Origin of the sequence: Brevibacterium picturae (assembly GCF_030453725.1) — a bacterium.
GTDB lineage: Bacteria > Actinomycetota > Actinomycetes > Actinomycetales > Brevibacteriaceae > Brevibacterium > Brevibacterium sandarakinum_A.
Window position 1 is genome coordinate 1 of the sequence record NZ_JAKDJU010000039.1, and the last position, 21,356, is coordinate 21,356.

A 21,356-nucleotide genomic window follows, 5' to 3' on the forward strand; every position below is an offset into this window, starting at 1 on the left:
CGCGAAGGCGAGCGGCGCGAATTCGCCGACGTGCCGCCTTCAGGCCTCGAGGCCGTTGAAGGCCATCGAGGTCACTGCGTCGGCGATGGTTTCGGGGTCGACGGGGTAGCTGGGGCGATACCACTCGGTGATGGAGTTGACCATGCCGAAGAGCAGGCGTGTCATCAGGCCCGGGGTGAAGTCCGAGCGCAGACCGCCCTCGTCGATGGCTTCGGCGACCAGAACCCTGATCTTGTCGTCGATCTTCCTGCGCTGGTCGAGGGCCTCGATCTCGACGGCCGAGTTCCCGCGGACCCGCAGCAGCAGAGTCACGGAGTGGTGATACTCGATGAGGATGACCACGCTGGCATGAACGGCGGCACGCAGACGCTCGAGGGCATTCAGCCCAGTCCGCTGACTTTCGGCCTCGACCGCGGAGTCCAGGGCCCCGATGCCGCGATTGATCGCCAGATGCAGCAGCTCTTCCTTCGACTTCACATGGTGGTAGATCGCGGACTTCGTGATGCCGAGCTCACGCGCCACGGTGTCCATCGACGTGCCGTCGTAGCCGCGGGAGACGAACACCTCGGTGGCCCTCTCGATCAGGGTCTCCCGGTCGTAACCGGGGCGTCCACGTCTGGTGCGCTTGGGCTGTTCCGGTGTGCTTGCCTCGGCGTCGGTGGTATTCGTCTGCGCCGACGAGTGGGCCGCGACACCCGTGTCTGCGCTCACGGCAGGGTCGACACCGGACTCCAGGCCCGGTGTCTGTGCAGGTGAAGTCGCTTTCGGCATGCGCACCAGTCTAACCGCCCTGCAATGCGGACGCCGCAGCCGGTGCAGGGTCATCCGCCGCAGCACCTCGCGCCATGGGGTCGATCACCTGAGGCCCTCGCGGCGGTCGATGATGCGCTTGAGCTTGCCCACCGATCGGGGCAGCTCGCCGGGCTGGAGCACTGAGACGGTCGAGGAGACGCCGAGACGCTCCTTGATCCGGGCGGTCACGAGTCCATTCAGCCCATCGAGTTCGACGGCGCCCACACCTTCGCGGCACTCGACCTCGACGGTGACCTCGTCCATCCGGCCGGGGCGGGTGAGCACCAGCTGGAAGTGGGGGCTCAGGTGTTCGAACTCGAAGAGCACGGACTCGATGTTGGCCGGGTAGACGTTGACGCCGCGGATGATGATGAGGTCATCGGAGCGTCCGGTGATGCGCGAGATGCGACGGAAGTTCGGGTTTGCGGTGCCCGGCAGCAGACTCGCCAGATCGTGCGTGCGGTAGCGGATGATCGGCAGGGCTTCCTTTGTCAGCGAGGTGAAGACGAGCTCGCCCTCCTCGCCGTCGGGCAGGGCGTCACCGGTGTAGGGGTCGACGATCTCGGGGTAGAAGTGGTCCTCCCAGATCGTCGGACCGTCCTTGGTCACGGCGGACTCGCAGGCCACGCCGGGGCCCATGACCTCGGAGAGGCCGTAGATGTCGACGGCGTTGATGTTGAAGGACTTCTCGATCTCCTTGCGCATCTCGTCCGTCCACGGCTCGGCGCCGCAGATCGCGGTCTGCAGACTCGTCGTCGTGGGGTCGATGCCCTGCTTGTGGAACTCGTCGAGGATGGTGAGCAGATAGGTCGGTGTCGCCGTGATGATCTCGGGCTTGAAGTCCTGGATCAGCTGCACCTGCCGCTGGGTCTGGCCGCCGGAGATCGGGATGATGGTGAACCCGTGGCGCTCGGCACCGTGGACGCCGAGGCCGCCGGTGAACAGTCCGTAGCCGTAGGCGTTGTGCATCATCTGTCCGCGCTTGCCGCCTGCGCCGAGGATCGAGCGGGCGATGAGGCTGCCCCACTTGTCGAGGTCATCCAGCGTGTATCCCACGACGGTCGGCAGTCCCGTCGTGCCCGAGGACGCGTGGATGCGAGCGACGTCTTCACGCGGAACGGCGAACATGCCGAATGGGTAGTTGTCGCGCAGGTCCTGCTTGTTCGTGAACGGCAGCTTCGCGATGTCGTCGAGGCTCGTGATGTCCGCGGGGGTGATGTCGAGGTCGTCGAAGGCCTTCCGGTAGAACGGCACATTCTCGTAGACCTTCGTGACCGTGGTTTTGAGGTTGGCGAGCTGGTCGGCGCGCAGCTCGTCGAGGCTCATGCGCTGGCCGGCATCGAGATCATTGGCAGTCATCGTTGTCTCCTTGGTCAATTCTGTTGTGCTTCGCAATTCGTGGGCGCCGAGGTGGGGCGTCGTTCCAGCGTCGTTTCAGGGGACCGCCGGGTGAGGTGTCCCGGGGTTCAGATCAGGGTGAGGTCGTCGGCTGTGCGGAGGCGTCTGCGGTCGTCGGTTGCGGTGCAGGCAGGGTGCGGGAGCGGCCGCGGTAGACGGCGACGATGTCCTCGCCGCGCTTGACTTCGACGTCGTAGACGCCGGAGCGCCCTTGTTTCACGACCTCCCGGCCGCGGGCGATGAGGTGATCGCCGAAATAGGTGGGCTTGAGGAAGTCGATGTCCCCGCCGGAGGCTACGGTGATCGAGCCGGGGTAGTTGCAGGCCATCGCGAAGGTGGTGTCGGCGAAGAGGAAGATGTAGCCGCCATGTGTGATGTCATGGCCATTGGTCATGATCTCGGTGATCGTCATCGAGCACTGCGACCAGCCGGGGCCGTGATCATCGACGGTGATGCCCAGGTGCTGAGAGGCGCGGTCGTTGGCGAACATCGCCGCGGCACCCGTGCTCGGCTCAACTCCTGTGCTCGGTTCGTTGCGTGTGGACTCCGCTGTGTCGATGACCTCGGTTGGTCCTGCGTCCTCGGGTGACCGGTGGCCGGACTTCTCCATATCGCGCTCCTCGTCGAGTGATGCTTCTGCAGCGGTTGGCGCACGTGGGATGCACGTGGGAGATGGCGATCTCACCCCAGAGATTCCGGAAACGGCACCTACAAAGATTAAACGACCATCTGGTCAATAAATATCGTTGTGATCGGCGACTCTGTCAAGTCGGGCGAGCACGAACGTCGAAACATCGGTGCAGCGCCGAGACTACTGTGCGTGCGCCGTTGTCTCGGCGCTGCGCCATAGTCTCGAGTGAAGCATTGATGGGTGGTGCGCCGCGGGTGTCGGTGTGGCGTGCGTTTTTGACGACAGCGTTGGGGCGTAAGCGAGTCTCGGTGCGCAAGCCGGTTCGTCGACAGGGGCTAAGGACGTTGCCGGCGAATGTGCTGCAGCGGACATGGGAGTCTCGGCAGGAAGGGTGGTTCGGGGGCCTGTGCGGTCATTCCCGGCCCACTGGGATGTGCCTGAGCGCGAGCCGCTTGCCTGAGCGCGAGCCGCTGCGCATTGCACCCCGGCGTGCGGTGTGCCACACTGATAGAGAACAATACAGAACAAATGGTCAGTAAATGCTTGCTCCGGGCCGATGGTCGAATCGAACGGTCGGTGCGCAGCACACAGCCCGGGCAGGGCGCATCCAAGGGTGGAGTGGTCATGACAACAGAAGTCACCGGGACACCGGACGAAACAGAACTCGAGGCGCAGTTCGCCGACACGATCGGTCGTAAGGACCGGATCGAACCGCGCGACTGGATGCCGGAGAAGTATCGCAAGACTCTCGTGAGGCAGGTTGCTCAGCACGCGCACTCTGAGATCATCGGCATGCAGCCCGAGGGCAACTGGATCTCCCGGGCGCCCTCGCTGCGCCGCAAGGCGATCCTGCTGGCCAAGGTCCAGGACGAGGCCGGTCACGGTCTCTACCTCTACTCGGCCGCCGAAACCCTCGGTGCGACTCGCGACGAACTCACCGAGAAGCTCATCGCCGGCAAGCAGAAGTACTCATCGATCTTCAACTACCCGACGCTGTCCTACACCGACGTCGGCACGATCGGCTGGCTCGTCGACGGTGCCGCGATCTGCAACCAGGTGCCCCTGTGCCGGACCTCCTTCGGCCCCTACGGCCGCGCCATGATCCGCATCTGCAAGGAAGAGTCCTTCCACCAGCGCCAGGGCTACGAACTCCTGATGACGATGATGCGCGGTACCGACGAGCAGCGTGCCTCGGTCCAGGAGTCGGTCAACCGCTTCTGGTGGCCCTCGCTCATGATGTTCGGCCCACCCGATGACGACTCACCGAACACCGAGCAGTCGATGGAGTGGGGCATCAAGACCCACACCAATGACGAGCTGCGTCAGAAGTTCGTCGACATGTCCGTCCCGCAGGCCGAGGCCCTGGGTGTGACCTTCCCCGACGACGGTCTGAAGTGGAACGAGGAGCGTGGACACTACGACTTCTCGACGCCGGACTGGGACGAGTTCTGGGCCGTCGTCAAGGGCAACGGCCCCTGCAACGACCAGCGCGTGAACCACCGCAAGCGTGCCTGGGACGAAGGGGCCTGGGTGCGCGAGGCTGCGCTCGCCTTCGCCGAGAACTCGGCCGCCGGAGCCACCGATGACGCCGCACCCACGAACCCCGCACCCACCGATGACGCCGCACCCACGAACCCCGCAACCACCGCCGAGGAGGCCGCCAAATGAGCGCAGAGACCAACCCCGGAACCGCCGCCCCCGGCACGACCGTCCGCGGCGAATGGCCCCTCTACGAGGTGTTCGTACGCGGCAAGCGCGGACTCAACCACGTCCACGTCGGATCGCTGCACGCAGCCGATGATCAGATGGCCGTCCACCACGCCCGCGACGTCTACACCCGTCGCAACGAAGGCGTGAGCCTGTGGGTCGTCCGCTCCTCGTCGATCACAGCCTCGAGCCCGGACGAGAAGGACCCCATGTTCGCCCCCAGCGGCGACAAGGTCTACCGCCACCCGACCTTCTACGACATCCCCGACGATGTCCCCCACATGTGAGGAGGCGACGATGACTGCACACAGCACCAACGAACCTTCCATCAACGTCGACCACGACGAAGCCGGAGCCCACATCGAGCACGGCCAGTCCGAGAACGCCTACTCGGGCCTGCTCGTCAATGATGCCAGCTGGGCCTTCGGCACCGACTTCGAAGACCCCCTGGCCGGCGTCGACACGACCGTTCCCTCCGGTGTCGACGCACACGAGCTGGCCGTCTACTGCCAGATGCTCGGCGACGACGCGCTGATCTTCTCCCAGCGGATCTCCGAGTGGTGCGCAGGCGCCCCCGACCTCGAAGAGGACATCGCGCTGGCCAACATCGCCCTCGACCTGCTCGGCCAGTCCCGACTTCTCCTCGCGCGGACCGCTGCCGCCGATCCCACGCTGGTGCCGCAGCTGCCCGAGGGTTCACCGGTTCCCGATGAGGACAGGCTCGCGTTCTTCCGCGAGGACCTGGCGTTCCGCAACGTCCGTCTCGCCGAGGTGCCCAATGGTGACTTCGCCGAGGCGGTCGCGAAGATCCTCATCTACTCCACCTGGCGCCTGGCGATCTTCGAACGCCTCCAGTCCAGCAGGGACTCCGTGCTCTCGGCCATCGCCGTCAAGGGCGTCAAAGAGATGTCCTACCACCGTGACTTCGCCGGGCGCTGGGTCCTCACTCTGGCCCGCGGCACCGAGGAGTCGAAATCTCGTCTGCTCTCTGCGCTCGACGGGCTCTGGCCCCTGTGGGACGAACTCTTCGAGACCCACCCGATCGAAGCCTCGGTCGCGGCCGCCGGAATCGGAGTCGATCCCGCCGAGGTGGCCGATGAAGCCGGAGCCATCCTCGACCAGGTCTTCGCCACTGCCGGCATCGACCGCCCCGAACGGGGCGCGCTGGCCGGCGTGCGAGGACAGAGAGGCCGCGACGGACTGCACACCGAAGCACTGTCGAAGATGCTCGCCGACATGCAGGTCGTCGCCCGGCAATACCCGAAAGGACAATGGTGACCGCAACACTTCAGACCCACATGTCCACCACCGGCCACGACGGTGACGACCAAGGCACGCAGGTGCCCGAGGCCGAGCACCGCACCCCCGCCGAGGCGCTCGACCATGCCCGCGCAGCCGCAGCAAGCGTCACGGATCCGGAGATGCCGATGCTCACGCTCGTCGACCTCGGCGTGCTCCGCGACGTCACGATCGAAGACGGTCGCGTCGTCACGACCATCACCCCCACCTACTCGGGGTGCCCGGCGATGGCGACGATGCGCGATGATCTGCAGCGAGAACTCCAGGACGCGGGATTCGAAGGCGCCGAGGTGCGGGTGTCCCTGACACCGGCCTGGACGAGTGACTGGATCACCGAGGAAGGGCGAAGAGCACTCAAAGGTGCCGGCATCTCCCCGCCCGGGCAGGCGCCTCGGAAGACGGGGCCCGTGGCCCTGACGCTGATGCCCACGAAACGGGCCCTGACCTGCACCTTGTGCGGCTCGGCCAATGTGAAGCTGTCCTCGGAATTCGGTCCGACGGCCTGCAAGGCGATGTACCAATGCCTCGACTGCCTCGAACCGTTCCAGCATGTGAAGGAGATCTGAGATGACCGAAACGATCAATCAGAGCGCCGAGGCGACTCCCACGACCCAGCCCAACGCAGCGGCCCAGCCCAACGCAGCGACTCAGTCGTCCGACGTCGGATCCCGGACCGCCTTCTACCCGCTGATGGTGAAGTCGGTCGACCACCTCACCGATGACTCGGCGGCAGTGACCTTCGACGTCCCGGCCGAATACGCCGACCTCTTCGACTTCGCCGCGGGACAGTCACTGACCCTGCGCCGGATGATCGATGGCGCCGAACACCGCCGCTCCTACTCCATCTGCGCCCCGGCCGGGACCGATCCGCGCATCGGTGTGCGCGAGATCCCCGAAGGACTCTTCTCGCAGTGGCTCGTCAACGACGTCCGCCCCGGTGAGACCATCGAAGTCCAGCCGCCCAGCGGCAGCTTCCAGGCCGATCCGGACCTCGGCGGTCGACACCTGTGCATTGCCGCAGGTTCGGGCATCACTCCGATGCTCTCGATCGCCACCACCGTCCTGTCGAATCCGGACGCCTCGGTGACCATGCTCTACGGCAACCGCAACACGAATACCGTGATGTTCACCGAGGAGCTCGCCGACCTCAAGGACTCCCGCAATCAGCAGCTCGATCTCATCCACATCCTCTCCCGCGAGCCCCGGGAGGTCGACCTGTTCTCCGGTCGCCTCGATGAGGAGAAGCTGCGCCAGCTGCTGACCAGCCTGGTGCCCATCGGCGATATGGACCACGTGTGGCTGTGCGGGCCCTTCGGTATGCTCAGCGACGCCCGGAAGGTTCTCGCCGAATTCGGAGTGCCCAAGGATAAGATCCACTTCGAGCTCTTCTACGTCGACGAACCGCCACCGGAGGTCGTCCACGCGGACAAGGTCGTCGAGGGCGCCACCAGCGACGTCACGATCGTCCTCGACGGACGGCGTTCCACCTCGGCGATGTCGCAGGGCAAGACGATCCTCGACTCCGCGCAGGAGTCACGCTCGGACCTGCCGTTCGCCTGCAAGGGCGGAGTCTGCGGCACCTGCCGCGCCAAGATCTGTGACGGCGAGGTCGACATGGTGCGCAACTACGCCCTCGAAGACTCCGAGGTGGAGGCGAACTTCGTCCTCACCTGCCAGACCTTCCCCGTCAGCGACGAGGTCACGGTCGACTACGACTCGTGAGACGAGTTGTCTGCGAGTCGAATTCCACGTACACGCACACGCCCCGAGACTTCTGAGCGTCTGACATTCTCAGCCGATACGCTTGAGGATTGTCGACGCCACCCCGCACACCACACCTGAGGAGACCCATGCCCGAGGCTTTCGTCCTTGACGGACTGCGCACACCCATCGGCCGCTACGGCGGAGTCCTCGCTGACCAGCGACCCGATGACCTCGTCGCGACCACGCTCAAGGCCGTCGTCGACCGGTCGGGGATCGATCCGGGCGACATCGACGAGGTGATCCTCGGCTCGGCGAACCAGGCCGGTGAGGACAACCGCAACGTCGCCCGCATGGCAGTGCTGCTGGCGGGTCTGCCCGAGTCCGTTCCCGGCTTCACCGTCAACCGCCTGTGCGCCTCCGGGCTGACCGCGATCACGACGGCACGGCAGATGATCGCCGCCGGTGACGCCGAGGTGGTCGTGGCCGGTGGCGTCGAATCGATGACCCGCGCACCCTGGGTGACGGAAAAGCCCCAGCGCCCCTGGGCGAAGCCGGGCAGGTCCTGGGACACCTCGATCGGCTGGCGCTTCACCAACCCGGCCTTCGGTGAGGACACGACCTTGTCGATGCCCCAGACCGCCGAACGCGTGGCCGAGCAGTGGAAGCTGGGCCGTGAAGAGCTCGATGCCTTCGCCTATGCCTCCCATCAGAAGGCACTGGCCGCGCAGGAAGCGGGCAAGTTCGATCCCGAGATCCTGCCCATCGGCGACGTCAGCGCCGACGAGGGCCCTCGTGCGGAAACCACCCCGGAGAAGCTCGCCAAGCTGCGGGCGATTCACGGACCCGGAGGAGTCATCACCGCCGGCAACTCCTCGTCCCTCAACGACGGTGCCGCCGTCACGATTCTCGTCAGCGAACGCTACGCGAAGAAGCACGGTCTGAGCCCCAGGGCCCGCGTCGTCAGCGGCGCCAGTGCCGGTGTCTCTCCGGAGATCATGGGCATCGGCCCTGTCCCGGCCACCCGCAAGGTCCTCGACCGTGTCGGCTGGAGCGTCGACGATCTCGAGACCGTGGAGCTCAACGAGGCCTTCGCCTCCCAGTCACTGGCCTGCATTCGCGACCTGGGCCTCGATCCGGAGATCGTCAACAGCTTCGGCGGTGCGATCGCGCTGGGCCATCCCTTGGGCTGCTCGGGCGCTCGCATCACCCTGACACTGCTCAACCGCCTGGAACAGGCCGATGCCAAGCGCGGACTGGCGACGATGTGCGTCGGCGTCGGCCAGGGTTCGGCCCTGCTGTTGGAGCGAGTATGAGTGGGGGCGACACCGCCGGGGGCGATTCGACCAACGGTGCGGACGGCGCGAACTCCCCGCTGCTGATCGAACGCCATGCCGACCGGGTCATCATCCGGCTCAACCGACCCGAGGTGCGCAACGCCATCGACCAGAACATGGCCGATGCCCTCCACGCGGTGTGCGCCGAACTCGAAGCCGAGCCGAAGGTCGCCATCCTCACGGGCTCGAATGGTGTCTTCGCCGCCGGTGCCGACATAGGCCAGTTGTTGGGCCGTGGCCGCGAAGAGGCCCTGGCCGGCATCAACTCGAAGGTCTTCACCCGCATCCAGGAACTGCCGATGCCCGTCATCGCCCTCGTCGAAGGCCACGCGCTGGGCGGCGGAGCAGAGCTGGCCTTCGCCTGTGACTTCCGCATCGGGACACCGACGACGAAGATCGGCAACCCCGAGACAGGACTGGGCATCCTCGCTGCGGCCGGAGCCGCCTGGCGTCTGCGTGAACTCGTGGGGGAGCCTCGCGCCAAGGAGATCCTCTTGGCGGGACGGACTCTCCAGGCCGAAGAGGCCAAGTCCATCGGCCTGCTCAACGACGTCGTCGACCCCGAGGACCTCGAACTCGCCGGTGAAGCACTTGCCGATCGGATCGCGAGCTTCGCACCGTTGGCCGTGAGGTTGAGCAAATCGGCATTCCACGCTCCACGTGAAGCCCATCCGCTCATCGACGATCTGGCCCAGGCCGTGCTGTTCGAGACCGAGGAGAAGCACACCCGGATGGAGGCCTTCCTCGCGAAGCGGGAGGCGAAGAAGCGGAAGAGGGCCGAAGCCGTGGCCACCGAGGCGATGGACGAACAGGACGTTCCCCGACACGACGAAAGAGGCACCACCGAATGAGCGAGCAGAGGGCCCGCGAACCTGACGCCGTGCACACGCCGAACCCTACGGCCGGATCATCGCCGGACTCAGCGGTGGGCGCAGACAATGCCGGTCCCCAGGTCCCGGAAACCGTCGGCGTCTATGGCGGGGGCCGAATGGGTGCGGGCATCGCCCATGCCTTCGCCAGCGCCGGAGCCCGCGTCATCATCATCGAGAACACCGAAGAGACCGTGGCCGTAGCCAAGGAGCGCATCGACGCCTCGGTCGAGAAGTCGAAGTCCAAGGGCCTCGAGGTCACCGGCACCGTCGAAGTCGTGCGGGACCCGACCCTGCTCGACCAGGCACTCCTCGTCGTCGAAGCCGTCCCGGAGAACGTCGAACTCAAACAGACGATCCTCGCTGCCATCGCAAAATACGCTCCGGCCGCGAGCATCGCCACGAACACGAGCGCACTGTCCATCGATGAGCTCGCCGCCGCACTGCCCCGGCCCCATGCGCTCATCGGACTCCACTTCTTCAACCCGGTCCCCGTCAGCGACCTCGTCGAGGTCGTCGTCGGCACCCACACGCAACCGGAGCTCGTCGACGTCGCGAAGTCCTGGGTCGCGGGACTGGGGAAAACGGCGATCACGGTCAAGGACTCACCGGGATTCGCCTCCAGCCGCCTCGGCGTGGCCCTGGCGCTGGAAGCGATGCGGATGGTCGAAGAGGAGGTCGCGAGCCCCGAGGACATCGACAAGGCGATGACGCTGGGCTACCGGCACCCGGCCGGACCGCTGCAGACGACGGACATCGTCGGCCTCGACGTCCGCCTCGGCATCGCCGAGCACCTCGAGACGGAACTGGGCCCGCGATTCGCCCCGCCGCAGCTGCTCAAAGACAAGGTCGCATCAGGTCAATTGGGTCGAAAGTCCGGCCAGGGATTCTATACTTGGTGATCAGGCGGACAACAACCCCGCTTGCCGCACCGTCATCTGCAGCACCCTCACCTGCAGCACCGTCATCTGCAAAGGAGCACACGTGACCGAGATCCGACTGTCCAACCGGGGAAACATCGCAGAGATCGTCCTCGACGGCCCCGATTCCCGCAACGCCCTCGACGCGGACAACCTCCGTGATCTGGCCGCAGCGGTGGCCAAGGTCGCCGAGGCGGTCCCGAACGTCCGTGCGCTCCTGATCAGGGGAGAGGGCAAGGTCTTCAGCTCCGGTCGCGACATCTCGGCCGTCGACGTCGAAACCGATGACGCACACGCATTCCTCGCCGAAGCCTTCACCCCCGTCTTCCAGTCCATCCGTGCCTTGCCGATCCCCGTGATCTCACAGGTCCAGGGTGCCGCCCTGGGACTGGGCTTCGGCGTCGCTGCGGCCGCAGACATCATCATCGCCGCCGACAACGCGAAGTTCGGCTCGCCCTTCGCCGCGATCGGCGCGATGCTCGACTCGGGTGCCCACCACGTGTTCCTCGACCGGGTGGGCTACCACCGGACGATGGACCTCATCATCACCGGTGATTTCATGACCGGCGCCGAGGCGGCCGCTGCCGGCATCGTGTCCCGCGCGGTCCCGGCCGAGGAACTGGCCGAGTTCGTCGAGTCGAAGCTGTCGACGATCGTGACCGGCCCGGCCGAGGCCTTCGCCATGGAGAAGGGCTTCGTGCAGAAGCTCGCCGACGACCGCCCGACCTTGGCGCAGGTGCTCGCGGAGGAGGCCAACCTGCAGGAGACCGCCCGCCAGACCCCGGACTATGCCGAAGGCTTCTCAGCCTTCCAGGAGCGACGGGCACCGAACTTCGGGTGAGCTGAGGTCACTTCGCAGGCTGGACTTCGCCTTCGACAACCCACTTGTGGTTGGTCATCGTCATATCACCCGTATCGACGTCGACCATGTAGACGGTGTCATCGGTCGAGCTGTCGATCGTTGCTTCAGCACCCTTCATCCCGGGCATGTGATCAGCGTTGAGAGCCACCTCGGTGCCGTCTGCCAGAGGTGCCTCGTCGGGGTTGTCGAGCTCTTCGTGGACGACCCATTTGTGGTCTTCGACCGGGTCGCCGCCGTCGGTGGGCGTATAGCTGACCGAATAGGTCGTGGTGTCGAAGGCGCCCGAGATCGTGGCGTTCGCTCCGTCCATCCCCGGCATGTGGTCGGCGCTGAGAACCACCTCATCGCCGACGGCGTACGTCGGGTCTGAGGCTTCCTTGATGCCCTCCGGCGGCTGACCACCATCTGCGGCGTGCTCATGGCTTTCGCCATGGTCGCCTTGATGACTCTCGCCGGAAGGGGACTCAGACTGTGTCTGGTCCTGTGTGGGCTGTGGACCGCTCTCTTCGTCTCCGGAGGCGGTGCAGCCCGACAGTGCCAGTGCTGCGGCGGCTGCACTCGCCGTTATGGTCGTCAACGGTGTGGATATCTTCATGCTTCTCCTCTTCTGCGGGTCAGTCCTCGTGCGGGGGCTCCGGCTCGGACTCGTCCTTGCCCTTGGGATCGGCGGAACCCTTCTGCGTCGACTTCCAGCGTCGGAAGGCGAAGATCGTCAGCACGATGACCAGCGCCCACGATATGCCGACGGCGGTGCCGGTGATGATGCCGGGACTTCCGATGAACGCACCGACAGCCACAAGGGAGAGCTGTCCCGGCAGGGCGGAGACGATGGTGGCGATGAGGAAGGTGCGGCTCCTGATGCCCAGAGCTCCGCTGCCGTAGTTGACCGGCCAATAGGGGAAACCGGGCATGAGCCGAAGCATGCACACAGCATAGAAGCCGCCGTTGGTCAGCCGAGACTCGATCGCCTCGGCGTGGCTGCCCAGCAGCTTCATGACGGTGTCGCGTCCCAGGGCTCGGGAGATCCAATAGCCTCCGAAACAGCCTGCCAGCACACCGATCATCGACAAGATGGTGCCGAACACCAGCCCGAACGCCAGCCCACCGGCCACCGCCATGATGGTGACGGGGATCGGAGTGGCTGCGACGACCGCGTAGAGAAGGATGAAGATGCCGAAGCCCCAGAAGCCCGCCTCGGCGATCTGCTTCTGCAAGCCCTCGAGTGAGGGCAGGTGCACGTTGAATACCAACCACAGCCCAGCGAGGACGGCCAGGGCCAATGCCACGTTGCGCAGGATCGATCCCCATGGGACTCGGGACTCACCGTGAGTCCCCTGGGGCGGAGCGGAGCTCTCATCGGTCGGCATATGTCGATCCTACGTGTCGGGGACGGTGGGCAATGAATCGGTCAGGCTGTGGACGGAACCGAGAGCCACCTCGGCGAGGGCGGGTGTGGTCGTCAGCCGGCGGCGACGATCATGAGGTGAGCAATTGTGGTTGCACAGCGGCGGTTTCACGCAGTCGGTGCAACGCCGCTCAGCGCGCCTGTGCACTCCCATGTCGCCGCTGCAGCCGAACCACTCCCGCTGGTAAACAGAGGATTGCGATGCTGATGACAAGTATGATCGGCAGCCACCAGGCAGGGAGCGACCTCAGAGCAATGTCATGGGCGCACGAGCCGGCGGCCAGACCGAGGCCGAGACTTCCGAAGAGTCGCAGGACGGCCCACCGCGCCAGGTCATCGCGCACCCGAACGGTGGTGATGTCGACGATCAGTGCACCGAAAGCGAGGACAGAAGTGCCGGTCATGAAGAGGGGAAGGGCCGGCGCACGGTCTGCGGGGGTTCCGCCTGTGCCGCTGCCGGCCACGCCCGTGGTCCACGAGGTGAGGAACGCGAGCAGGACGACCAGGCACCACAGGGCAATGGAAACGACCCTGACCTTGGACTCCTGTGCGAAGAATCCGAGGGCAGGGTCGTTGCGGCTCATGTGCTGAGAACAGTCGAAACCGTGGATCTCCTCAGCTGGTGAAGATCGCGACGGCCTTGATCACCGTCAGAGTCAGGCCCCAGACGAGGCCGCCGACCACGACGACCGTCAGGGTCGATCCGACCGCCTTGTAGGCGCCGCCGACGGGTGACTGCGGTGAGCCCTCGGCCGGGACATGTGCTGTGGGTGCGGAATCGCTCATGGTGTCCGTCCCTTCCTTTCAGTTCTCGTCTTCGAGGGCAGCGGCCTGTTTGGCCTTGACCGTCTCTTCGCGTTCGAAGTGCCTCTTGCTGACCGGCCGGATCAGGGCGTTCGCGATGAAGCCGATAGCCAGAGCCCCGACCATGATGAACATGCCCGGAGTGTAGAGCTCGGGTCCCGACTTTCCAGCCTCCTCTCCGGCTTCGACGACGGAGTTGACGATGAGCGGTCCGGCCACGCCCGCCGCGGACCATGCGGTGAGCAGGGCGCCGTGGATGGCTCCGACCTGATAGACGCCGAAGAGATCCTTGAGGTAGGCCGGGACCGTGGAGAACCCGCCGCCGTAGAAGGAGATGATGACGAAAGTGGCGAGGATGAACAGGATGAGCGAGTCCCCACCGAAGAGTGCCACCGCGAGGTAGAGCATGAGTCCGACACCGAGGTAGAGCATGTAGTTGTTCTTGCGGCCGAGGTAGTCCGAGGTCGTCGACCAGACGAATCGTCCTGCCATATTGCCGATCGAGAGCAGTCCGACGAATCCCGCTGCCGCCGCGGCGGTGATGCCGAAGTAGCTCTGAATCATCGGTGCGGCGTTCTCGAGGATGCCGATGCCAGCGGTGACATTGAGGAAGAGGACGACCCACAGCAGCCAGAACTGGGGTGTGCGGATCGCATTGCGAACGGCGACGTTGCCCTTGGTCTGCATCGGCTTGCTCGTCGCCTTGGCCGGGTCGAAGCCCTTCGGTGCCCACTCGGGGTGGGGGACTCGGATGACGAAGGCACCTGCGGTGATGACCACGGCGTAGACGATGCCGAGTGTGACGAATGTCGGTGTCAGTCCGGCGACGAGATTCTCCGGCTCAGTGCCGCCGCCGTAGAGGCTCATCAGCTGGTTCGACATCGGGCTGGCGATGAGCGCACCGCCGCCGAAGCCCATGATGGCCAGGCCGGTGGCCAGGCCCGGGCGGTCGGGGAACCACTTCATCAGCGTCGAGACCGGGGAGATGTAGCCGATTCCCAGGCCGATGCCTCCGATGACGCCGTAGCCGAGGTAGACCAGCCACAGCTGACCGGTCATGATTCCCAGCGACGCGACGAAGAAGCCGACGACCCAGCAAGTGCCTGCGGCGACCATCGACGCCCGCGGGCCGTTCTTCTCCACCCAGGGGCCGAATACCGCCGAGGAGATGCCGAGCATGAGGATCGCGATCGAGAAGATCCAACCGATCGAGACTTCACCGGCGTCGAAGTGCGTCATGAAAGGGATCTTGAACACGCTGAATGCGTAGACCTGCCCGATGCACAGATGGATTGCCAGGGCGGCCGGCGGGATCAGCCACCGGTTGAAGTTCTTCGGTGCGACGATCGCCGACCGAGAGAGGACCGAAGCCATGAAGGATCCTTAGTTTTGTGTGCTCTGCGTACGTCCATCGTCGGTCGCACGTGCTGTGAGGACGAGCGAATCGTGATGACACGCATCTGTTCCATTACACACTAGAGCGCGCACAAGGATTTGGCGAGGAACACTCAGAAATTCCCCAAGTCTGGGACATCCAATGATGGAGCCCCGCTCGGACGGCACCCGACAGTGCTCTCTGTCAGTGTCGTCCGAGCGGGGCTCTTCGGGTAGTCGGAGATCTGCGGTCGGCCGAAGGTCTCCGCTCCCACGTGGGTCGTTGGTCCTCTGGAGACCTGCGATCCGTCAGAGGTTGATCGTGACGTCGCCCTTTTCGCGCAGTTTCTTAGCGTACTTCTGAGTCGCCTGGGTAGACTTCTGGCTCTTCACCTGCTTCTCGAGCTGCGGACGCATCTCCTCGAGCGGGGGGACCTCCTGGGCCTGCTGGCCGCCCTGCTGAGCCATCTGCTCCTGCTGGGTCTTCGCCTGCTGATAGGCCTGGCCGATCTCTTCGCCGCTGACCTTGAACTCGCCGTACTCGTCCTTGATGAGGTCTTCGATCGACAGCTGGGTCTTGAGCTCGGAATTGACCTTCTTCTCGTCCATGCCCTGCTTCTTCATGGCCGCGAGGAAGTCCTTCTTGCTCATCTGGCTCGACTTGGCGGACTCGCCGAGGGCCTTGTCGACGTCCTTGTCAGAGACCTCGATGCCGCGCTCGTCGGCTTCCTGGCTCAGCAATTCGGTGCTCACGAGGTTCTCGGCCGTCTGGGTCTTCAGCTGCTTCTCGTCGACCTGCTGACCGGACTGCTGTGACTGCATCTGCATCTGCTGGTACTGGGTCTCGTAGAGGGGGACGAAGTCGTCCTTCGTGATCTTCTCGCCGTTGACCTCGGCGACGACATCGGGAATGCCGTCCGTGTTCGGTTTGCCGTTCTGGCTCTGGGCCTGGTCTTTGCCCTGGCCCTGCTCGGCCGCGGCGGAGGTCTTCTCTTCCGCTGGCTTGTCCTCGGGTGAACCGCAAGCGGCGAAGGCCACCACGGACACGGACAGGGCAAGGCCCAGCAACCACTTGCTCTTCTGCACATTCACTCCTGATGTCGGGATCAGCCTGCCAGGCTAACAGTCGCGATTCACCGAAGTATGTGTGGAGGATGAATGTCGCTTGGCAAGCCTAGTTGGGATGGTTCGGCAGAGTGGTTCCACCGCTTCGAAGCCGTCTTCGCCTTGTCTCTATGGCTTGTCTCTATGTCGCGTCAGCGGCTGCAGATAGACTCGTTAGGAATCAGGTGTGCGGTCGGCTCTCACGGAGACCTCTCACGGAGACCGGGCCACGGACGAGAGGTTCAATCATGGAATCGAGATTTCGCGGTGTGTTCCTGACCTGCGCGGACGCCGAGGTGACGGCTGAATTCTACCGAGATGTCGCCGGGGTGCCGTTGGAGGCAGTCGGCAGCGATGAATACACCTACTGGATGCTGGACCTGGATGGCGTTCAGGTCGCCCTCCACGATGCGAAGGCGTTCGCGGACTACAGCTTCCCGCCCAACCCGGAGTCCAACCTCACCCACCTCTACTTCCGGATCCCCGATCTGCACGCGTTCCTCAAACATGTGCGGGGCGTGGGTGCCCCGCTGGTCGACGTCGACGAAGTCGTTGCCACGGTCGAAGACCCCGACGGACGGAAGGTCATGTTCGGTACGGCCTAACCCTTCGAACAACCTCCATTTGTTTTCACCCCGCACATGCACGCGCTGGCAGCACTTTCACGCGCTGGCAGCACTTTCACGCAGTGTCAGCGAGCACTGCGGCAAGTCCCTGTCGCACGTCGGTGATGAAGTGCTCGGGGAGTTCGAGAGAAGGAAAATGGCCTCCGTTTTCAGCTGCTCTCCACCGGACGATGTTCCGGTCCCGTTCTTGGGACCAGGCGCGTGGATACTTCTCAATGTCGTGGGGATACATGATGACGGCAGACGGCACGTCGACACGCAGTTCTGGATCCAGTGAGTCGTGGCTTTCGAAGTAGATGCGAGCCGACGAGGCACCGGTGCGTGTCAGCCAGTACAGGGTGACGTTATCGAGAAGTCTGTCACGGGAAATCGTCTCAAAAGGACTGTCCTCCGTGTCGGTCCACTCGGCGAATTCGGCGACACTGCCCGGCCAGCCGTGCGTCAGGATCAGAGGAACGGCGTCGGCGCGAGCGGAGCGACGGTGCAGGAAGTGAATTCCGAGATCGCCGATGGTCGTACGGAACTGGCCGATCTCGTTGAGGCGGTCCTCGAAGGCTCGCCATGAGTAATCAGTGGCCCAATATTGGCTCTCCTGCTCGTCCTGTGTGATTGTGGTCAGTTGCGTGTGTGGATCCGGACTCCGTGCTCTCCGGGCCTGACATGTGGTTCGAGTTCCCACTCGCAGGAGTATTCACCGGCGAACTGCGGTCTGTAAGGAACTTCCGGATCGATGAATAGGCGGTCCAGGCGGGCCAGGAGCTTCTCACGTGCCCGTCCGTAGTCGGTGAGACGGTCAGCGCTGGGAAGCGCCAGCGGGGGCACGACGTTCATGCCCGTATAGGCGAAGGTGCCGTGTAGGAGCCCGAAAAGCAGTTCGTTGAGCTCACCGGACTTCCCGCGTGGACCAATCGCTTTCGGCCTATCGCCGAGTGTGGTGAGAACCAGTGCACGCTTGCCGACGAAGGGGCCCTGTTCGAATCGCAGTCTCCGGCCCGTCCTCGGATCGGAGCCGAAGGCGAAACCGCTGACAAAGACTCGGTCGAACCAGCCCTTGAGGATCGCGGGCATCCCGTACCACCAGAGCGGGAATTGGATGACAATCGCCTCGGCGGCCAGGAGCTTCGCCTGCTCATGAGCAATGTCTGATGGTTGCTCGCCGGCCAGATAGGCACTGCGAGTGTCGCTGCTGACGTGGAATGGTTTCGCGGCCTCCGTGGAGTTGTGCCCGCCGGCGCCGTTATGCCCGTTTGCGGGCCCATGTCCGCCGTCCTTTGGGCGGACGACGGGATCCCAGTCCATGGCGTAGAGGTCTGACTCGAGGACCGAATGACCGCCTCGGCGCAGGTGAGCGATTCCGTCACTGCGCAGGCTGCCATTGAGCGACCGCGGCTCGGGGTGCGCACTGACCCAGAGGATTGAGGGTGAGCTGTCGTTTCCTTGCATACCTCGATCGTCCAGGCATACGGTAAGTGTGTCTAGTACGGATATTTTTGTCCCTATGGGTAAATTTTACGGTGAAGTGGAGGAATGGTGCGTCTGCCGGTGTCACGAGCAATGGAAGTCTGCCCGGTCGAAGTCGCGGTCTCCGCTGTGGGAGGCACGTGGAAACTGACCCTCATCAAACATCTTTTGGACGGAACCCGCCGCTTCAATGAGCTCGGTCGTCTCGTGCCGCTGGCCAACACCAAAACGCTGACACGCCAGCTGCGTGATCTCGAAGAGGACGGAATCGTCCACCGCACGGTCTATCCCGAGGTGCCGCCACGAGTCGAATACTCTCTGACTGCCTTGGGCCGAACACTCGAGCCCATTGTGATGGCCATGAACGAATGGGGCGCGGAGTTTGCTCAAGAACACCGATCGGCTCCCGAGTATGTGACTCAGAAGTAGCCTGCCTCAGAGGTGATGGGCCTCAGTTCGCAGGCTCGTACGCCGAGTAGACGACTCCACTGGAGAACGACTTCGAATCGACCAGCCGCAGCCGAGGCGCCTCTGCGTCATCGGGGAAGAAGCCGCGTCCGCGCCCCTGCCACACCGGGTAGGTGAACATCCGGTACTCATCGATGAGTCCGGCGGTGATGAGCGCATGCGCCAGGGTGATGCTGCCGGTGACGATCACGTCCCGGCCCGGTTCATCGCGCATCGCTGTCACAGCCTGCAGCGGATCCGTACCGATGACGGTCGAGTTCTGCCACTCCGGGTCGGTCAGCCTTGTCGAGACGACGCGTTTGTCGATCTGATTGAGATGATCGGCGACCCCGGTGACGTCATCGCTCTGGTGCGGCCAGTAGCCTCGGAAGTCTTCGAAGGTCTGCCGCCCGAGCAGCAGCACATCCTCGTTGGCTGACTGCCGCATGAGTTCTGCTGACAGCTCCTCGTCCTGGGCCTGCGGGTCGAACCAGTCGTCGAGCATTTCGATTCGACCGTCGAGGGTCATGTTCTGAGTGATGATGATGCGCACGGCGGTCTCCTCGTCGAGTGTCGTCACCCACTACGGTACGCACGACGGGGCCCGAGGTCCATGGTTGCGTACCGAACTCATGGATCTCGGGCCTTTCCAGAGCGACGGCGCCGGGCATCGCAAAACGGGGTGATCAGGCGTGGTACTCGGCGTGCTCCGCGGTCTCGATCACATGCGATTCGGGTGCGCTGCGCTTGATCACCAGCACCACGAGGGCTCCGGCCAATGCTGCCCCGGAACCGATGATGAAGCAGGTGCGGAAGGCCGCCTCGGCGGGGTTTGCCGCCTCAGCCACCGACACGGTTCGGCTGGTGAGCACAATGGCCATCACGGCACCTGCCACGGTGGTGCCCATCGACCGCATGAGGGAGTTGACACCGACCCCGGCGCCAGCCTCGGCGGTGGGAGTTCTCGAGGATCAGCGTTGGCATGGCCGTGTACCCGATCCCGACCCCCGCCGAGGCGTCGCTCAGCGCATTTGCTGTCGGTCTCGACGCCCTCGACGCCCTCGACGCCCTCGGCGACCGAGTCGATGACTTCCTCGCGGACCTTGCTCGCTTCGTCTCAGCCTATGACAGCGCGGTCAGGCCGGAGGCCGATCAGGCGTGAGTGAGCGGCGGAAGATTCGGCACCGTCGCCGAATTCCCCGGGCGCGGTATCGGCATTCTCAGTAGAGTCGGACTCACAGCTCATTCGGCCCGAAGGAGAACCGCGCCCATGTCCGCACCGCCAACCACATCATCGTCCGCCGCTGCCCCAGATTTCCGCACCGAAGCACAGAGCCTCCACGACGATCTCGTCACCTTGCGCCGCACCCTGCACGCCAATCCCGAGCTCGGCTTCCAGCTGCCCTTCACCCAGAAGACCGTCGTGGATGAACTCGAAGGTCTCGGGCTCGAGATCACGACAGGGGAGTCACTGACCTCGATCGTTGCCGTGCTCAAGGGAGGGCGCCCCGGACCTGCCGTGCTGCTGCGTGGGGACATGGATGCCCTGCCCGTGGCCGAGGACACCGGCCTTCACTACGCGTCGACGAACGGCAATATGCACGCCTGCGGCCACGACATGCACACCGCCGGCCTCGTCGGTGCGGCTCGTCTGCTCGCCGCGCACCGCAACGAGTTGCCCGGTTCCATCGTGTTCATGTTCCAACCCGCCGAGGAGGTTGAGGGAGGTGCCGAGCCGATGATCGCCGAGGGTGTGCTCGAGGCCGCCGGGGTGCCTGTCATCGCCGCATACGGAATCCATGTTGAGGCCGACAAGCGCGGAAGGTTCACCACCAAGGGCGGGCCGCTGATGGCAGGATTCGCCGACCTCAATCTGACTGTTCACGGCGCCGGCGGCCACAGCTCCCAACCGCAGGCCACCCGTGACCCGGTGCCTGCCGTCGCCGAGATAGCACTCGCGCTGAATACGATGACGACCCGCTCCTTCGACATCTTCGATCCCGTCGTCGTCTCCGTGACTCAGCTCGAGGGCTCACAGGCCAGCAACATCATCCCGGACACCGCGAAGCTCACCGCCTCGGTACGCTACCTCTCCGCGGATTCGATCGCTCTGCTTCAGCAGCGTGTACCCGAGATCGCCGAGAACATTGCGCGGGCACACAGGTGCACCGCCGAGGTGGACTTCAGGATCGGCTTCCCCGTGACCGTGAACAACCCTGCCGAGACAGGAGTCGTCATCGACCGCCTCGGCGAGGCCTTCGGCAGCGAGCACGTCGAGGAGATGGCCGTGCCGCGGATGGGGTCGGAGGACTTCTCCTACGTGCTCGAGAAGGTACCGGGCACGTTCGTGTTCCTCGGAGCCACGCCCGAGGGCGTCGACCCCAACGCGGAGACGAACCACTCGCCCAGAGTTGTCTTCGACGACGGGCTCCTCGGCGACCAGGCCGCGGCGCTGGCGCATCTGGCGTTCACGCGTTTGGCGGACGAGGTGCGCTGAGGTGCCAGCGGGGCAGAGGCACCAGCTGCGCTGAGGCGCCAGCGGGGCTGAGACACCAGCTGCGCTGAGGCGCCAGCTGGCGCCGAGCCTCTTGGCCTGAGCTGCCCAGCCTGCCTGCGTCC

26 protein-coding genes are annotated in these 21,356 nt (G+C 64.7%); 13 read left to right on the forward strand and 13 right to left on the reverse strand.

Annotation, left to right across the window (positions count from 1 at the left end; translation table 11 throughout):
- Positions 1-39: 39 nt before the first annotated feature.
- The 3 genes from L0G76_RS06070 to paaI all read right to left on the reverse strand — a co-directional run bounded on the left by L0G76_RS06070 (position 40) and on the right by paaI (position 2,800).
- Positions 40-771, reverse strand: coding sequence for a TetR/AcrR family transcriptional regulator (locus L0G76_RS06070; RefSeq protein ID WP_304356422.1), 732 nt, complete (start codon positions 769-771; stop codon positions 40-42).
- 84 nt (positions 772-855) lie between these two features.
- Complete coding sequence (paaK, locus tag L0G76_RS06075; RefSeq protein WP_304356423.1) at positions 856-2,151, reverse strand: phenylacetate--CoA ligase PaaK; 1,296 nt, start codon at positions 2,149-2,151, stop codon at positions 856-858.
- 112 nt (positions 2,152-2,263) lie between these two features.
- Positions 2,264-2,800 (reverse strand): hydroxyphenylacetyl-CoA thioesterase PaaI, encoded by a 537-nt coding sequence (gene paaI, locus L0G76_RS06080; RefSeq protein WP_304356424.1) that lies wholly within the window; start codon positions 2,798-2,800, stop codon positions 2,264-2,266.
- 645 nt (positions 2,801-3,445) lie between these two features.
- On the opposite strand from paaI, the gene paaA reads away from it, so the two are divergent.
- The 9 genes from paaA (at position 3,446) to L0G76_RS06125 (ending at position 11,495) form a co-directional block, all read left to right on the forward strand.
- The gene (gene paaA / locus L0G76_RS06085) at positions 3,446-4,489 is read left to right on the forward strand and encodes a 1,2-phenylacetyl-CoA epoxidase subunit PaaA (protein ID WP_304356425.1); all 1,044 of its coding nucleotides are present in this window, start codon (positions 3,446-3,448) and stop codon (positions 4,487-4,489) included.
- Complete coding sequence (gene paaB / locus L0G76_RS06090; RefSeq protein WP_304356426.1) at positions 4,486-4,815, forward strand: 1,2-phenylacetyl-CoA epoxidase subunit PaaB; 330 nt, start codon at positions 4,486-4,488, stop codon at positions 4,813-4,815. Before paaA ends, paaB begins: the two co-directional genes overlap by 4 nt.
- Before the next feature lie 10 nt (positions 4,816-4,825).
- A complete protein-coding gene (paaC, locus tag L0G76_RS06095; RefSeq protein ID WP_092104840.1) occupies positions 4,826-5,806 on the forward strand; it encodes a 1,2-phenylacetyl-CoA epoxidase subunit PaaC in 981 nt (326 codons plus the stop codon).
- Positions 5,800-6,393 carry a 1,2-phenylacetyl-CoA epoxidase subunit PaaD gene (gene paaD, locus L0G76_RS06100; protein WP_304356427.1) on the forward strand — a complete coding sequence of 198 codons (594 nt, stop codon included), beginning with the start codon at positions 5,800-5,802 and terminating at the stop codon, positions 6,391-6,393. Before paaC ends, paaD begins: the two co-directional genes overlap by 7 nt.
- Before the next feature lies 1 nt (position 6,394).
- Complete coding sequence (gene paaE, locus L0G76_RS06105) at positions 6,395-7,549, forward strand: 1,2-phenylacetyl-CoA epoxidase subunit PaaE (RefSeq protein ID WP_304356428.1); 1,155 nt, start codon at positions 6,395-6,397, stop codon at positions 7,547-7,549.
- Positions 7,550-7,677: 128 nt separating this feature from the next.
- On the forward strand, positions 7,678-8,844 hold the full coding sequence (locus L0G76_RS06110; RefSeq protein ID WP_304356429.1) for a thiolase family protein: 1,167 nt from the start codon (positions 7,678-7,680) through the stop codon (positions 8,842-8,844).
- On the forward strand, positions 8,841-9,716 hold the full coding sequence (locus tag L0G76_RS06115; protein WP_231939097.1) for an enoyl-CoA hydratase/isomerase family protein: 876 nt from the start codon (positions 8,841-8,843) through the stop codon (positions 9,714-9,716). The genes L0G76_RS06110 and L0G76_RS06115 overlap by 4 nt, the downstream gene beginning before the upstream one ends.
- On the forward strand, positions 9,713-10,636 hold the full coding sequence (locus tag L0G76_RS06120) for a 3-hydroxyacyl-CoA dehydrogenase family protein (protein WP_304356430.1): 924 nt from the start codon (positions 9,713-9,715) through the stop codon (positions 10,634-10,636). Before L0G76_RS06115 ends, L0G76_RS06120 begins: the two co-directional genes overlap by 4 nt.
- An 82-nt stretch (positions 10,637-10,718) precedes the next feature.
- Entirely contained in the window at positions 10,719-11,495 is a 777-nt protein-coding gene (locus L0G76_RS06125) for an enoyl-CoA hydratase/isomerase family protein (protein WP_304356431.1), read from the forward strand.
- A gap of 7 nt (positions 11,496-11,502) precedes the next feature.
- Here the strand turns inward: L0G76_RS06125 and L0G76_RS06130 are convergent, their stop codons facing one another.
- The 6 genes from L0G76_RS06130 to L0G76_RS06155 form a co-directional block, all read right to left on the reverse strand.
- A complete protein-coding gene (locus tag L0G76_RS06130; RefSeq protein ID WP_304356432.1) occupies positions 11,503-12,111 on the reverse strand; it encodes a DUF1541 domain-containing protein in 609 nt (202 codons plus the stop codon).
- 19 nt (positions 12,112-12,130) lie between these two features.
- The gene (locus tag L0G76_RS06135) at positions 12,131-12,883 is read right to left on the reverse strand and encodes a TVP38/TMEM64 family protein (protein ID WP_304356433.1); all 753 of its coding nucleotides are present in this window, start codon (positions 12,881-12,883) and stop codon (positions 12,131-12,133) included.
- 169 nt (positions 12,884-13,052) lie between these two features.
- A complete protein-coding gene (locus tag L0G76_RS06140) occupies positions 13,053-13,505 on the reverse strand; it encodes a hypothetical protein (protein WP_304356434.1) in 453 nt (150 codons plus the stop codon).
- Between the two features lie 31 nt (positions 13,506-13,536).
- Positions 13,537-13,707, reverse strand: a complete 171-nt coding sequence (locus L0G76_RS06145) for a hypothetical protein (RefSeq protein ID WP_304356435.1) — start codon at positions 13,705-13,707, stop codon at positions 13,537-13,539.
- 18 nt (positions 13,708-13,725) lie between these two features.
- Entirely contained in the window at positions 13,726-15,099 is a 1,374-nt protein-coding gene (locus L0G76_RS06150) for an L-lactate MFS transporter (RefSeq protein WP_304356436.1), read from the reverse strand.
- A 309-nt stretch (positions 15,100-15,408) separates the two neighbouring features.
- Positions 15,409-16,185 (reverse strand): SurA N-terminal domain-containing protein, encoded by a 777-nt coding sequence (locus L0G76_RS06155; protein WP_304356437.1) that lies wholly within the window; start codon positions 16,183-16,185, stop codon positions 15,409-15,411.
- A gap of 266 nt (positions 16,186-16,451) precedes the next feature.
- Here L0G76_RS06155 and L0G76_RS06160 point away from each other — a divergent pair, with 266 nt between their 5' ends.
- The gene (locus L0G76_RS06160) at positions 16,452-16,808 is read left to right on the forward strand and encodes a VOC family protein (protein ID WP_304356438.1); all 357 of its coding nucleotides are present in this window, start codon (positions 16,452-16,454) and stop codon (positions 16,806-16,808) included.
- Between the two features lie 76 nt (positions 16,809-16,884).
- On the opposite strand, the gene L0G76_RS06165 is transcribed toward L0G76_RS06160, so the two are convergent.
- Both L0G76_RS06165 and L0G76_RS06170 read right to left on the reverse strand, forming a co-directional pair.
- Complete coding sequence (locus L0G76_RS06165; protein WP_304356439.1) at positions 16,885-17,508, reverse strand: epoxide hydrolase N-terminal domain-containing protein; 624 nt, start codon at positions 17,506-17,508, stop codon at positions 16,885-16,887.
- Entirely contained in the window at positions 17,445-18,272 is an 828-nt protein-coding gene (locus tag L0G76_RS06170) for an NAD(P)H-dependent oxidoreductase (RefSeq protein WP_304356440.1), read from the reverse strand. Before L0G76_RS06170 ends, L0G76_RS06165 begins: the two co-directional genes overlap by 64 nt.
- Before the next feature lie 84 nt (positions 18,273-18,356).
- Here L0G76_RS06170 and L0G76_RS06175 point away from each other — a divergent pair, with 84 nt between their 5' ends.
- A complete protein-coding gene (locus L0G76_RS06175; protein ID WP_304356441.1) occupies positions 18,357-18,719 on the forward strand; it encodes a winged helix-turn-helix transcriptional regulator in 363 nt (120 codons plus the stop codon).
- A gap of 22 nt (positions 18,720-18,741) precedes the next feature.
- Here the strand turns inward: L0G76_RS06175 and L0G76_RS06180 are convergent, their stop codons facing one another.
- Together L0G76_RS06180 and L0G76_RS06185 are read right to left on the reverse strand one after the other, a co-directional pair.
- Positions 18,742-19,290: a dihydrofolate reductase family protein gene (locus tag L0G76_RS06180; protein WP_304356445.1), complete on the reverse strand. Its 549-nt coding sequence runs from the start codon at positions 19,288-19,290 to the stop codon at positions 18,742-18,744.
- Between the two features lie 133 nt (positions 19,291-19,423).
- Positions 19,424-19,645 (reverse strand): hypothetical protein, encoded by a 222-nt coding sequence (locus L0G76_RS06185; protein WP_304356442.1) that lies wholly within the window; start codon positions 19,643-19,645, stop codon positions 19,424-19,426.
- A 74-nt stretch (positions 19,646-19,719) separates the two neighbouring features.
- Here L0G76_RS06185 and L0G76_RS06190 point away from each other — a divergent pair, with 74 nt between their 5' ends.
- Both L0G76_RS06190 and L0G76_RS06195 read left to right on the forward strand, forming a co-directional pair.
- Entirely contained in the window at positions 19,720-19,899 is a 180-nt protein-coding gene (locus L0G76_RS06190; RefSeq protein ID WP_304356443.1) for a hypothetical protein, read from the forward strand.
- Positions 19,900-20,007: 108 nt separating this feature from the next.
- Positions 20,008-21,234, forward strand: a complete 1,227-nt coding sequence (locus L0G76_RS06195; protein WP_304356444.1) for a M20 metallopeptidase family protein — start codon at positions 20,008-20,010, stop codon at positions 21,232-21,234.
- Positions 21,235-21,356 lie beyond the last annotated feature (122 nt).

Coding starts and splice junctions, on each gene's coding strand:
- L0G76_RS06150 (WP_304356436.1), bottom strand. CDS start 15,099: ATGGCTTCGGTCCTCTCTCGGTCGGCGATCGTCGCACCGAAGAACTTC.
- L0G76_RS06160 (WP_304356438.1), top strand. CDS start 16,452: ATGGAATCGAGATTTCGCGGTGTGTTCCTGACCTGCGCGGACGCCGAG.
- paaE (WP_304356428.1), top strand. CDS start 6,395: ATGACCGAAACGATCAATCAGAGCGCCGAGGCGACTCCCACGACCCAG.
- L0G76_RS06140 (WP_304356434.1), bottom strand. CDS start 13,505: ATGAGCCGCAACGACCCTGCCCTCGGATTCTTCGCACAGGAGTCCAAG.
- L0G76_RS06145 (WP_304356435.1), bottom strand. CDS start 13,707: ATGAGCGATTCCGCACCCACAGCACATGTCCCGGCCGAGGGCTCACCG.
- L0G76_RS06120 (WP_304356430.1), top strand. CDS start 9,713: ATGAGCGAGCAGAGGGCCCGCGAACCTGACGCCGTGCACACGCCGAAC.
- L0G76_RS06190 (WP_304356443.1), top strand. CDS start 19,720: ATGGCCGTGTACCCGATCCCGACCCCCGCCGAGGCGTCGCTCAGCGCA.
- L0G76_RS06115 (WP_231939097.1), top strand. CDS start 8,841: ATGAGTGGGGGCGACACCGCCGGGGGCGATTCGACCAACGGTGCGGAC.
- L0G76_RS06110 (WP_304356429.1), top strand. CDS start 7,678: ATGCCCGAGGCTTTCGTCCTTGACGGACTGCGCACACCCATCGGCCGC.
- paaC (WP_092104840.1), top strand. CDS start 4,826: ATGACTGCACACAGCACCAACGAACCTTCCATCAACGTCGACCACGAC.
- L0G76_RS06135 (WP_304356433.1), bottom strand. CDS start 12,883: ATGCCGACCGATGAGAGCTCCGCTCCGCCCCAGGGGACTCACGGTGAG.
- L0G76_RS06170 (WP_304356440.1), bottom strand. CDS start 18,272: ATGCAAGGAAACGACAGCTCACCCTCAATCCTCTGGGTCAGTGCGCAC.
- paaB (WP_304356426.1), top strand. CDS start 4,486: ATGAGCGCAGAGACCAACCCCGGAACCGCCGCCCCCGGCACGACCGTC.
- paaD (WP_304356427.1), top strand. CDS start 5,800: ATGGTGACCGCAACACTTCAGACCCACATGTCCACCACCGGCCACGAC.
- L0G76_RS06070 (WP_304356422.1), bottom strand. CDS start 771: ATGCCGAAAGCGACTTCACCTGCACAGACACCGGGCCTGGAGTCCGGT.
- L0G76_RS06130 (WP_304356432.1), bottom strand. CDS start 12,111: ATGAAGATATCCACACCGTTGACGACCATAACGGCGAGTGCAGCCGCC.
- paaA (WP_304356425.1), top strand. CDS start 3,446: ATGACAACAGAAGTCACCGGGACACCGGACGAAACAGAACTCGAGGCG.
- paaK (WP_304356423.1), bottom strand. CDS start 2,151: ATGACTGCCAATGATCTCGATGCCGGCCAGCGCATGAGCCTCGACGAG.
- L0G76_RS06175 (WP_304356441.1), top strand. CDS start 18,357: ATGGTGCGTCTGCCGGTGTCACGAGCAATGGAAGTCTGCCCGGTCGAA.
- L0G76_RS06195 (WP_304356444.1), top strand. CDS start 20,008: ATGTCCGCACCGCCAACCACATCATCGTCCGCCGCTGCCCCAGATTTC.
- paaI (WP_304356424.1), bottom strand. CDS start 2,800: ATGGAGAAGTCCGGCCACCGGTCACCCGAGGACGCAGGACCAACCGAG.
- L0G76_RS06185 (WP_304356442.1), bottom strand. CDS start 19,645: ATGGGCACCACCGTGGCAGGTGCCGTGATGGCCATTGTGCTCACCAGC.